We start from the raw sequence: 11,578 nt of genomic DNA, 5'->3' as shown, positions 1-11,578 counted from the left end.
GCAACCGCTCCTCAGACTGTGGCCACGGGTGTTACGGGGGAGCCCACGGCGCCCGGCAGACGCAAGGCGGGGGCTGTGAGCATGAAGCGATGACGGCCAGCCTCTTGCAGCCATTGCGCCAACTCATGGAGATACCACATCTCACCAAAGGGCATGCCCAACTTGAACAGGCACAGCTCATGCAGAGGCAGAAAGGCACAGACCCCATTGGCCGGACGACCGGGTACGGCTTCTACCCCATAGTTATCGGCCACGAGGGTGGTGATCTCGCTGTCGATGATCCATTGATGCAATTCCGGGTCGCGACCGTCCAGCACGGCGCCCACGGTTTCCGGCATGTCGGCCTGGGGCTGTCCGTTGCAGGCAATCAGCAGGTCCGTGAAGCCGGTGTACAGCGCCACAATGTCACCCTTGCTGACCTCGATACCGTCTTGCTCCATGACCTGTTTGAGCATTCGGCCGGATACCAGCGTATGGCCGTCGCCAAAATGCTTGCGCAGATTGATCAGCACACCCCGGCCCTGGATGGCTTGCTCAGCCAGGCGCTCCACCCCCAGGGCCTTGGCGCGCGACTGGCCATCCATATCCGGCAAATCCTGGGGGGCCAGAATGTCGATGCCGGCCTGAAAACCGTTGTAATAAACAAGTTCGTCGATGCCGTCGCCATTCACATCGAAATGGCTGCCGACATGGGATAACGCGTCCCATTGCGTGGAATACTGCAGGTAGATCTGGGCGTAGTCATCGCACACCACATCGGTGTAGTTCGGGTTTTCCTGCGAAAGGGCGAAGTTCATGCCGGGACCCAACGGGCGTCTGGACGGTTTGATAACTGGAGGGTGGCGCCTGGGGTTGAGAGCATTGCCACCAGGTAAGTCCAAGGGCAGACTCAGGCAAAAGCGCTGGCCGGTCTGGATCTCCCGCGCAGCTTCTCGCACCTTTTCGGCTGTCAGGTAGTTCAATCGACCCAACTGATCATCCTGGCCGAAATCTCCCCAGTTGGATTGCGGCGGTCGCTTGGTCCAGCGTGGAGCATTGCCTTGCCCCACCACGGGTGGAACATGTGGCGCGTGTATAGGTCGATATGCGTTCATCTCAATCTCCAGATAACGTGTGAGACAGTCCGTCGCATTGATATGCCGTAAGTTGGCAATGAAGAGCGGCGAAGGCTTGCGACGCACTATGGGTCGAGGGACAGCAAATGACAAAAGCGGAGAACGGCAATGTTCACCATATGAACTCAGGTTTTCCCGGAGCGCAAAGTCCGGCGCGCCTGGTGACTGTCCTGGGGTGGATTGCGCGCAATCATGTGCAAGGCTTGTCCATCAGGGAGCTGACGGATCTATCAGAGCTTGACCGTTCCACGGCCCGGCGGCTGTTGATGGTGCTGGTGCAGACAGGCTACGCTGCCAAAGACGAACTGACCGGGCGTTATCGACTGGGGGTGGAGGCCATGCTGACGGGAATGGCGGCCATGACCAAACCGCCCATATTCGAGGCCTGTCACCCGGCCATGGTGAACATCGCCAGGCGTACGGGTGATACGGTTTTTCTCATCGTCCGCATTGGCGATTCCGCGCATTGCCTGCATGTGGAGGTGGGGCGCAATCCCCTGTATGCCCATAGCCTTATGGCGGGGCAAGCCCGCCTCTTAGGCCAGGGCACGGCCAGCCTGGCCCTGGCGGCAACCCTGCGCGACAGGGAATTGGGTCAGATCTATCAGCGGCGCAGCCTGGACTATGACGCGGTTGGCATCAGTCAGGAACGCCTGCAGGACATGGTGAGCCGCACGCGCAGGATGCAACATTCCGACAGCCTCAATCTGCTCACTTCCGGCGCTGCCGGGATCGGTGTTGCGATCAGCTTTCAAACCAACCACGTGGCAGCCATCAGCGTGGCGGCACACAACGCCACCATGACTGCCGCGCACAAGGATGAAATACTGAAGGTCATAGATGATGAGCTGAGGCGTGCAGGCATCGCGGTGTACCGATATCTGTAGATTCAAGCGCTCCCAAAGGAGGCGCAAGCTACGTAACGGGCGGGGTGTAAAGACGCCCTTTCAAATTGCCGAATTGAAGCCCGTCGCCACTGCGGGCATGCTGGCAAGCGATAAGACTTACACCAGCCACAAATGCACCTGAGCGCACAAACCCACTACCAGGCCGAGCTGAATGCCGGCCGCTTTTGCCTGCAGCACTGCCCGCAGTGCCACCACCATGTGTTCACACCGCGTGAGCTGTGCCCGCACTGCGGCGCCAGCCCGCTGCGCTGGGTGCGTGCCAGCGGCCTGGGCACCGTCTATTCCACCACCACCATCGCGCGCAAGGCGGATGCGGGTGGCAACTACAACGTGGCCTTGATCGACCTGGACGAGGGCGTGCGCATGATGAGCCGCGTGGAAGGCGTGGCGCCCGAGGCCGTGACGATTGGCCAGCGCGTGCAGGCCCATGTGGCGCAAAAGGACGGGCGCGGCCTGGTGCTGTTCACCCCGGCACAAGCGCAAGGAGGTGCAGCATGAGCCGCGTTCCCCAATCCCACCTGGACGCCGCCGCCGTGAACCGCCCGCTGCGCGGCCGAGTGGCCATTGTCGGCGCCGCCACCTATGGCTGTGGCGAGGCGGCCGGCATGGACGACATGACGCTGCTGGTGCGTGCCGCGCACGCCGCCGTGGCCGATGCCGGCCTGACCATGCAGGACATCGACGGCCTGGCCACCTGCAGCGTGAACGCCAGCATGTGGACCATGCCGGTGATCGAGCACCTGGGCATCAACCCGACCTACGTGGACGGCACGATGATCGGCGGCAGCAGCTTCATCGCCCACCTGCTGCCCGCGATCCGCGCGCTGGAGGCCGGGCAGTGCAAGGCCGTGCTGGTGTGCTACGGCAGTGCGCAGCGCTCGGCCACGTTCGGCCGCAAGGAAGGCGTGGCCGCGCGGCGTTTTCTGGACCCGCAGCCCTATGAGCATCCCTATGAGCCGGTGCTGCCCGTGGCGGCCTACGCGCTGGCTGCCGCACGCCACATGCACGAATTCGGCACCACACGCGAACAGCTGGCCGAAGTGGCCGTGGCCGCGCGCGCCTGGGCGCAGCGCAACCCCGAGGCTTTCATGCGCGATCCGCTCACCATCGAGGACGTGCTCTCGGCCCGGCCGATTGCCAGCCCGCTCACCGTGCGCGACTGCTGCCTGGTGACGGATGGCGGCGGTGCCATCGTGCTCACGCGTGCCGAGCGTGCGCGCGACCTGCCCAATCCTCCCGTCTATGTGCTGGGCAATGCCACGGCCATCTGGAACCGCCAGATCTCCTGCATGCCCGACCTGACGACGACCAGCGCAGCGCAGTCGGGCGCGCAGGCCTTTGCGATGGCGGGCCTGACGGCGGTCGACATGGACATGGCCCAGGTGTATGACGCCTTCACCATCAATACCCTGCTGTTCCTGGAAGACCTGGGCTTTTGCGCCAAGGGCGAGGGCGGCGCCTTCGTGCAGGGCGGCGCCATTGCGCCCGGCGGGCGCCTGGCCGTCAACACCAACGGCGGTGGCCTGTCGTGCGTGCACCCGGGCATGTACGGCATCTTTGCGCTGATCGAGGCCGTGCGCCAGCTGCGCGGCGAGGCTGGCGCGCGCCAGCTCCAGCAGCACCGCACGGCCGTGGTGCACGGCAATGGCGGCACGCTGTCGAGCCAGTCCACCGCCGTGCTGGGCACGGCCGAAACCCTCTGAACATTGAAAGAACCCTGACCATGATCCGCGATCCAGAAATTTTGGAAGCCCTGCTCGACAGCGTGCGCCGCTTTGTGCGCGAGCGCCTGGTGCCGGCCGAGAACGAAGTGGCCGAGACCGACGAGATCCCCGAATCCATCGTGCAGGAGATGCGCAACCTGGGCCTGTTCGGCATGACCATCCCCGAAAAGTTCGGCGGACTGGAGCTGACCATGGAAGAGGAATGCCGCGTGCTGCTGGAGCTGTGCCAGACCGCGCCGGCCTTCCGCTCCATCATCGGCACCACGGTGGGCATCGGTTCGCAGGGCATCCTGATGGACGGCACGCCCGAGCAGCAGGCCGAGTGGCTGCCCAAGCTGGCCACCGGCGAGGTGATCGCCTCGTTTGCGCTGACCGAGCCCGAGGCGGGTTCGGACGCCGCATCGCTGCGCACCACCGCGATCAAGGACGGCGACTTCTACATCGTCAACGGCACCAAGCGCTACATCACCAACGCGCCGCACGCCGGCATGTTCACGCTGATGGCCCGCACCAACCCCGACAACAAGGGCGCGGGCGGCGTGTCCTCCTTCATCGTGGACGCCAAGACGCCCGGCATCAGCTTCGGCAAATACGACAAGAAGATGGGCCAGCGCGGCGCCCACACCTGCGACGTGATCTTCGACAACGTCAGGGTGCCGGCCGCCAACCTCATCGGCCTGCAGGAGGGCCGCGGCTTCAAGACCGCCATGAAGGTGCTGGAGAAAGGCCGCATCCACATCGCCGCGGTGGCCGTGGGCGTGGCCAAGCGCATGCTGCGCGATGCGCTGGCCTACGCGCTGGAGCGCAAGCAGTTTGGCCAGGCGATTTGCGACTTCCAGCTGGTGCAGGCCATGCTGGCCGACAGCCAGGCCGAGCTGTACGCGGCCGAGTGCATGACCATCGACGCCGCGCGCCGCCGCGACGACGGCCACAACGTCTCCACCGAGGCCTCGTGCGCCAAGATGTTCGCCACCGAGATGTGCGGCCGCGTGGCCGACCGCGCGGTGCAGATCCTGGGCGGTGCGGGCTACATGGCCGAGTACGGCATCGAGCGCTTTTACCGCGACGTGCGCCTGTTCCGCCTGTACGAGGGCACAACGCAGATCCAGCAGATCATCATCGCGCGCAACATGGTGCGCGAGGCACGCGACGCATGAACAAGGCGCCAGGCGAATCAGCCGCCGATGTGCCGGACCAGGCCGCGCCGCCGCCCGACCGCAGCGCCTTCATGCGCCTGATCGGTGCTGCACAGGTGCCTGCGCCGCCGGGCAAGGTGCATGTGAGGCTGCCGCACCTGCGCGAGGAGCTGCTCAACCAGCTGCCAGCCGCCCATGGCGGTGTGGTCATGACCTTGCTGGATTCTGTCATGTCGCGCGCAGCGGGCGAGCTGCCGGGCGCTCCATCGCAGACTGCGGTGACGGTGGAGATGTCCAGCCGCTTTCATCGCCCGGCCCGGGGCCCGCTGCTGGCCGAAGGGTGGGTGGTGCATGCCACGCGCAGCCTGTGCAGCTGCGCCGGCCAGCTGATCGACGAGCAGGGCCAGGTGGTGGCCACGGCCAGCGGCACCTTCAAGTACTGGCTGGCGCCGGTGACCTGGAAGTCTATCGAGTGAGTCTTGAGTAAAAGTGGCTCTGGCGCTTGTGCAGCAAGTGCCAGCAGCTATTTTTCAATCGCATCACGTCAATTCCAGCCGCCCCTGCGCGTCGGCCACCAGCAGCTCCACCAGCTCCTGGGCAAAGCTGGGCAGGGCCTCCAGGCTGCGCACGCAGATCTGCATCTCGCGCACCGACCAGGCATCCGACAGCGGCACGATGGCGATGTCCATGCTGTGCGCGTGGCGGCTGGCGGCCGACTCGGGCAGCACGCCCACACCCACGCCGGCCTCGATCATGCGGCACGCTGTCTCGAAGTTGCTCACCTGGATGCGCAGCTTGATCGGGCGGTGCAGCTGGTCGCTGGCCTGGCGCAAGAAGGCGTGGATGGCGCTGGATTCGTGCAGCCCCACATAGTCCAGATCCAGCGTGTCGGCAAAGTCGATCTGCATCTCGCCGTCCAGCGCATGGCCCTTGGGCACCACCAGCACCAGCCGGTCGCAGCGGTAGGGCAGGGTCTCCAGGTTCTCGGTGCGCACCAGCCCGGCAACGATGCCGATGTCGGTCTGCCCCTCGGTCACGGCGCGCACGATGTCGTGCGACAGGCGCTCGCGCAGGTCGATGTTCACGTCCGGATTGCGGCGCAGGTAGTGGCGCAGCACGGGCGGCAAAAATTCACCCAGCGAGGTGGTGTTGGCAAACACGCGCACATGGCCCTTGATGCCGCGCACGTACTCCTGCATGTCGCCGCGCAGGTGCTCGATCTGGCCCAGCACCATGCGCGCATGGGTCACGAAGGCCTGGCCCGGCGGGGTCAGCGTCACGCCCTGGCTGGTGCGGTACAGCAGCTTGGTGCCGATGCTTTCCTCGAGGTTCTTGATGCGCGTACTGGCTGCGGGCAGGGAGATGAAAGAGAGTTCCGCGCCGCGCGTCATGCTGTTGGCGTCGGCGATGTGCACCATCAGGCGCAGGTCTACAAGATCGAAATGCATGGCCATGCGCGCATTGTAGAGAGACGGGTGCCGCACCCCGGTACGTCGGCCCTGCCCTGCACAGGCACAAACGCCGCCTTCAGCAAAAGCAAAGCCGCCGCGCGCGCCACCGCTCTAGGATGGCGACCTTGCCTGCCATGTGCAGGCCACCCTACAGGCACCACCGAAAGACGCCATGGCCACCACTCCCCCCGCCACCACCCCTGCCTCCCCTGCCCCGCACAGCGCGGCGGCGCAACGCGTGGGGGCCCTGGGCCACCTGCGCGTACTCGACCTCTCGCGCGTGCTCGCCGGCCCCTGGTGCACCCAGAACCTGGCCGACATGGGCGCCGACGTGATCAAGATCGAAAAACCCGGCGAGGGCGACGACACGCGCCACTGGGGCCCGCCCTTTTTTGCCGACGCGGCCGGCGCTTCCACCGACAACGCCTGCTACTTCGCCGCCTGCAACCGCAACAAGCGCTCGGTCACCATGGACATGGCCACACCCGAAGGCCAGGAACTCATCCGCGAACTGGCCTGCCAGAGCGACGTGCTGGTGGAAAACTTCAAGACCGGCGGCCTGGCGCGCTACGGCCTGGACTACGCCAGCCTGAGCCGCCTCAACCCGCGCCTGATCTACTGCTCGGTCACGGGCTTTGGCCAGACCGGTCCCTATGCATCGCGCGCTGGCTACGACATGCTGGTGCAGGCCATGAGCGGGCTCATGAGCATCACCGGCCACGCCGACGCCGAGCCCGGCGGTGGCCCGCTGCGCGTGGGGGTGGCCGTGATCGACCTGTTCACCGGCATGTACGCCACCAGCGCCATCCTCAGCGCTCTGGAAGCGCGCCACCACACGGGCCGCGGCCAGCACATCGACATGGCCCTGCTGGACGTGGCCATGGCCATCCTGGCCAACCAGGGCACGGGCTACCTCAACTCCGGCAGCGTGCCCCAGCGCCAGGGCAACACCCACCCCAGCGTCGTGCCCTACCAGGATTTCCCCACGCAGGACGGCAACGTGCTGCTGGCCATCGGCAACGACGGGCAGTTCGCGCGCTTTTGCGCCGCCGCCGGCGTGGACTGGGCGCAGGATGCGCGCTTCACCACCAACGCCGGCCGCGTCAAACACCGCGACACCCTCATCCCCATGATGAGCGCACTCACGCGCACGCGGCCCATGGCCGAATGGGTGCGCCTGCTGGAAGACAAGGCCGTGCCCTGCGGCCCCATCAACCACATCGGCCAGGCCTTTGACGACCCCCAGGTGCAATACCGGGGCCTGCGCGTGGAGCAGGAGCGCTACCCCGGCGCCCAGCCACCAGCAGGCGAGCACGTCAACCGCGTGGTGACCACGGCCAGCCCGATGCGCCTGTCCGACACACCGCCCACCCTGCGCCATGCACCACCGGCCCTGGGCCAGCACACCGAACAGGTATTGCGCGAACGCCTGGGCGTGGACGCCCAGCGCATGGCCGCCCTGCGCGCCAAGGGCGTGGTCTAAAACCGCAGCCAGCCCACCGGCAGGGCTGCGGCATCACTCAACCCGGTTCCACTCCAGCGCACGGCTGCGCCAGTGCTCTTCGATGGTCTGAGTGAAATCGGCGCGCACCAGCTTGGCGCGCTGCTCCAGCCAGTCGGCGTTTTCGCGCCGGATCACGATGCCTTCGAGGTTGCCCTGGCGGAACTGGCTGTGCGTTGCATGCACCCGTTCGCGCAGCTGGTCGAGATCCACCGGCCCGGCGTACAGGCGCGGTACCGTCATGAAACCCATGCGGGCCGCCCATTCGTTGCGCCGCGTGGTGCTCCAGAACCGGCCGGTGCTGCGGTCGTACACGTCGAACAGCAGCCACCAGTCGGGCAGCGTGGCGTAGTCGAGCGAGTGGCGGGCGGCGCACCATTCGCCAAACGCCACCAGGTCGGTGCCCAGCGCGTCGAACAGCTTGTCTTCGTGCGCAGCCAGCCAGGGGCCCAGCCGGGCAAATTGCCCATGGAAGGGCTGCGGCAGATACTGGCCACGGTTTTGCGCGCGCAGCACGCCGTCGGGTGACACCGAAAAGCCCAGGTTGGCGCCGTCAAGCTTTTCTTCCAGCACCACCTCGCCGGCCAGCAATTCGTGCGCCTCGTCGGGCGACAGCACCTTGTCATCGCGCGGCGCGCCGGTGGCCAGCCACGCGATGTGCGGGGTGTGGGGAAATCGGAAGAAATCAGTCATATCGCGCCTTTTTTCCATGCTTGGTGTGCCAACGCGCCACCAGCCAGTCGTGCAACAAATTCTCCACCTCCAGGCCCACCGTCCGCAGCGCCTGCTGGCAGTCGAGCCAATCGGTATCGCTGGCATTGGTGAGCTGGCAGGCGCTGCCCAGCGCAAGCGCGGCCAGTGCGGCGGCCACCATCTTGCGGTCGGCCAGGTCGGTCACGGCGCTGGCCAGCGCGGGGGGCAGCACGGCATTGCCATCGGCATCGGGCTGCAGATCCACCCAGACCACCTCGTTGTGGTCGATCTTGTGCATCATCACCAGCCAGCCATAGTCCTGCTCGGAGAGCTTGTGCCCGTATTCGCCGCACACCTGCCAGCCGGCATCGAGCACGGCGTGGCGCGTGGGGTCGGCCTCGAAGGCCTCCAGCCAGTCGAACACGCGCTGGCGCAGCGCGGCGTCGTCCACCGGCGTCCCCTCGGCACGAAAAGGTGAACCCGCATCGGCCGCGCTGGCCACGATGAGCACATTGGTATCCACCAGCCGCGAGGCGGGCAGGGTCTGCGGGCCGCAAGCCTCAGCCACCGGCCGCTTCCCGCATGCGCTGCGCCCGGGCACGCGCCTGCTCGCGCGCCTCGCCCAGGGCGTCGCCAAAAAAGCGTGGCGGCCAATTGCGCACCGTGCCGAATTCATCCACTTCCAGCGGCACCAGCACGGCGTTGGCGCCCTGCCGCTCCACGAACAGCATCTGGCAGTGGTCGGTGGTGGTCTGGCGGCGTGCCAGCAGCGTCTGCATGCGGCGAAACAGGTGCTCGGAATGCGTTTCCACCAGAAACTGCACCTGGCGCTGCTGGCTGACTTCGGCAAACAGCTCGGCCAGCACTGCCTGGGCCAGCGGGTGCAGGTGGATTTCGGGCTCTTCCAGCAGCACTGTGCTGCCCGGCGGCACGCAATAGGCCACCGTCAGCACGGGCAGCACCTGCGCCACGCCCACCCCGACATCGCGCAGGTTGGCGGCCACGCCGTCCTTGTGCACCAGCAGTTCGTAGCGGCCGGATCGCCCCAGCTGGCGCACCTCGATGCGGTCGGCCAGGCCCATGCGCTGCAGCGCTGCCGACACGCTGCGCAGCGCCGCGCCCTGCCCCACGCCCGGTTGCAGGGCGTCGGACAGCAAGGCATTGATGGCCTGCTGGCCTTCTGCCCCCACGGCCCCGGGCGTGCCCTTGCTCCACACCTGGTCGCGCGCGGGCCGCTGGCGCAGCGGGCCCAGGTAGACGATGGCTTCCAGCTCGCGGCGCAGGGCCAGGCTCAGGTCCTGCAGATGGGCGCCATCGGGGCCCAGCAGGGCGATGGCATCGGCCGAGAACGCCATCGAGCGCTCGGGCGCCAGCTGCGGCCCCTTGCCGCGTGGCCGGGGCTCGTCATCCACCCACACCGCATAGGCGCCGCGCTCGCGGCGCACGGCCCGGAACTGCCGCGCCACGGTGGACAGCGACAGCGCCTGCACCACCACGGCGCCGCTGGCCGTCTTGCCGTAGCTGCAGGCAAAGCGGCCGTGGCGCACACGCTCGCCCTCGGGGCGCTCGAACTCCAGCACGATCTCGAACTGGCGCGGGGCCGCGCCATGCGCCAGCACGGCATTGAAGTCGCCCAGGCTGACCAGGTCGTTGGCTTCGTCGCCACCCAGGTTCAGGTGCAGTGTGCGATCGGGCGCGGCGGCGGTCTGCTTGAGCAGCAGCAGGCTTTGCAGCAGAGTGGACTTGCCCGACGAGTTGCTGCCCAGCAGCATGGTGACCGGCGCCAGCCGCACGCTGCCACTGTCGCGCCAGGCCTTGAGGTTCTTGAGCTGCAGGTGCTTGATCATGTGCGTCGTTTCGCCGCCCCAGGCGTGGTCGGTGGCGGGCTGCGGGCGGGCCGCCCATGCCCAGCCACTCAGCGCCTGTTCACGATCTCCCAGGGGTCGCGCGAGATTGTGAAAAGGCTCTCAGGCGGGCTCTCGGTAGAAAAGTTGCCGCGTCTTCACCGGCGCCACCGCCCGGGCAATGGCACCAATGTGGTCGGGCGTGGTGCCGCAGCAGCCGCCCACGATATTCACCAGCCCTTCGGCCGCAAACTCGTGCACCAGCCGGCTGGTGATCTCGGGCGTCTCGTCAAAACCGGTGTCGCTCATGGGGTTGGGCAGGCCGGCGTTGGGGTAGCAGCTGATGAAGGTGTCCTCGGCCACGCGGTTCAGCTCCTGGATATAGGGGCGCATCAGCGTGGCGCCCAGGGCGCAGTTGAGGCCGATGGCCAGCGGGCGCGCATGGCGCACGCTGTGCCAGAAGGCCGTCACGGTCTGGCCCGACAGGATGCGGCCCGAGGCATCAGTGACGGTGCCGCTGATGATCAGGGGCAGGCGCTCGCCGCTCTTTTCAAAGAACTCGTCGATGGCGAACAGTGCGGCCTTGGCGTTGAGGGTGTCAAAAATCGTCTCGACCAGCAGCACGTCGGCGCCGCCCTCGACCAGGGCCTCGACCTGTTCGTAGTAGGCGGCACGCAGCTGCTCGAAATCGACGTTGCGCGCGCCGGGGTCGTTCACATCGGGGCTGATGCTGGCCGTCTTGGGCGTGGGGCCCAGGGCGCCGACGACGAAGCGCGGCTTGTCGGGTGTCGAATACTTGTCGCAGGCCGCGCGGGCCAGCTGGGCCGAGCGCAGGTTCATCTCGCGCGCCAGGTGGGCCATCTTGTAGTCCTCCTGCGCTATGGTGGTTGCACCAAAGGTGTTGGTCTCGATCAGGTCGGCCCCGGCGGCAAGATACCGCTCGTGGATGTCGCGGATCACGTCGGGCCGCGTGAGCGACAGCAGTTCGTTGTTGCCCTTCACGTCGCGCGGAAAGTCCTTGAAGCGCTCGCCCGCACCATCGGGGCCCGTGTAGCCCTCCCCCCGGTACTGCGCCTCGCCCAGCCTGAAACGCTGGATCATGGTGCCCATGGCACCGTCGAGGATGACGATGCGTTGGGCGAGGATGTCGGGGAGCTCAGCGGCGCGGGTGTAGTGAAGGGCTTGCATGGGGCCATTGTAGGAAAG

The 11,578-nt window shown here is 66.8% G+C and carries 12 protein-coding genes; 6 read left to right on the top strand and 6 right to left on the bottom strand.

Annotated features, from left to right (window positions below):
• Window positions 1-11 precede the first annotated feature (11 nt).
• Complete coding sequence (locus K225_RS0102095; protein ID WP_081679575.1) at window positions 12-1,094, bottom strand: cyclase family protein; 1,083 nt, start codon at window positions 1,092-1,094, stop codon at window positions 12-14.
• Window positions 1,095-1,201: 107 nt separating this feature from the next.
• Between K225_RS0102095 and K225_RS0102090 the strand changes: the two genes are divergently transcribed.
• From K225_RS0102090 to K225_RS0102070, 5 genes are all read left to right on the top strand, one after another.
• Window positions 1,202-2,002: an IclR family transcriptional regulator gene (locus tag K225_RS0102090; RefSeq protein ID WP_238323166.1), complete on the top strand. Its 801-nt coding sequence runs from the start codon at window positions 1,202-1,204 to the stop codon at window positions 2,000-2,002.
• Window positions 2,003-2,134: 132 nt separating this feature from the next.
• Window positions 2,135-2,521 (top strand): Zn-ribbon domain-containing OB-fold protein, encoded by a 387-nt coding sequence (locus tag K225_RS0102085; protein WP_026434862.1) that lies wholly within the window; start codon window positions 2,135-2,137, stop codon window positions 2,519-2,521.
• Window positions 2,518-3,726, top strand: coding sequence for a thiolase (locus tag K225_RS0102080; RefSeq protein ID WP_026434861.1), 1,209 nt, complete (start codon window positions 2,518-2,520; stop codon window positions 3,724-3,726). The genes K225_RS0102085 and K225_RS0102080 overlap by 4 nt, the downstream gene beginning before the upstream one ends.
• A gap of 20 nt (window positions 3,727-3,746) precedes the next feature.
• The gene (locus K225_RS0102075; protein ID WP_026434860.1) at window positions 3,747-4,904 is read left to right on the top strand and encodes an acyl-CoA dehydrogenase family protein; all 1,158 of its coding nucleotides are present in this window, start codon (window positions 3,747-3,749) and stop codon (window positions 4,902-4,904) included.
• The gene (locus tag K225_RS0102070; protein ID WP_051248592.1) at window positions 4,901-5,359 is read left to right on the top strand and encodes a PaaI family thioesterase; all 459 of its coding nucleotides are present in this window, start codon (window positions 4,901-4,903) and stop codon (window positions 5,357-5,359) included. The genes K225_RS0102075 and K225_RS0102070 overlap by 4 nt, the downstream gene beginning before the upstream one ends.
• Window positions 5,360-5,422: 63 nt before the next feature.
• On the opposite strand, the gene K225_RS0102065 is transcribed toward K225_RS0102070, so the two are convergent.
• Window positions 5,423-6,337, bottom strand: a complete 915-nt coding sequence (locus tag K225_RS0102065; protein WP_026434858.1) for a LysR substrate-binding domain-containing protein — start codon at window positions 6,335-6,337, stop codon at window positions 5,423-5,425.
• A 169-nt stretch (window positions 6,338-6,506) separates the two neighbouring features.
• Between K225_RS0102065 and K225_RS0102060 the strand changes: the two genes are divergently transcribed.
• The gene (locus K225_RS0102060; RefSeq protein ID WP_026434857.1) at window positions 6,507-7,817 is read left to right on the top strand and encodes a CaiB/BaiF CoA-transferase family protein; all 1,311 of its coding nucleotides are present in this window, start codon (window positions 6,507-6,509) and stop codon (window positions 7,815-7,817) included.
• Between the two features lie 33 nt (window positions 7,818-7,850).
• Here K225_RS0102060 and K225_RS0102055 read toward each other — a convergent pair whose 3' ends face one another.
• The 4 genes from K225_RS0102055 to K225_RS0102040 form a co-directional block, all read right to left on the bottom strand.
• Window positions 7,851-8,528, bottom strand: coding sequence for an RNA ligase family protein (locus tag K225_RS0102055; protein ID WP_026434856.1), 678 nt, complete (start codon window positions 8,526-8,528; stop codon window positions 7,851-7,853).
• Window positions 8,521-9,096 (bottom strand): hypothetical protein, encoded by a 576-nt coding sequence (locus K225_RS0102050; protein WP_026434855.1) that lies wholly within the window; start codon window positions 9,094-9,096, stop codon window positions 8,521-8,523. Before K225_RS0102050 ends, K225_RS0102055 begins: the two co-directional genes overlap by 8 nt.
• On the bottom strand, window positions 9,089-10,375 hold the full coding sequence (locus K225_RS0102045) for a DUF3696 domain-containing protein (RefSeq protein WP_026434854.1): 1,287 nt from the start codon (window positions 10,373-10,375) through the stop codon (window positions 9,089-9,091). Before K225_RS0102045 ends, K225_RS0102050 begins: the two co-directional genes overlap by 8 nt.
• 120 nt (window positions 10,376-10,495) lie before the next feature.
• The gene (locus K225_RS0102040; RefSeq protein WP_026434853.1) at window positions 10,496-11,560 is read right to left on the bottom strand and encodes a homocysteine S-methyltransferase family protein; all 1,065 of its coding nucleotides are present in this window, start codon (window positions 11,558-11,560) and stop codon (window positions 10,496-10,498) included.
• Window positions 11,561-11,578: the final 18 nt, after the last annotated feature.

It is taken from the genome of Acidovorax sp. JHL-9, from assembly GCF_000426205.1.
Lineage (GTDB): Bacteria > Pseudomonadota > Gammaproteobacteria > Burkholderiales > Burkholderiaceae_C > Acidovorax > Acidovorax soli.
Note: the sequence above shows the minus strand (reverse complement) of the source record. Positions and strands in the feature narration are given on the sequence as shown.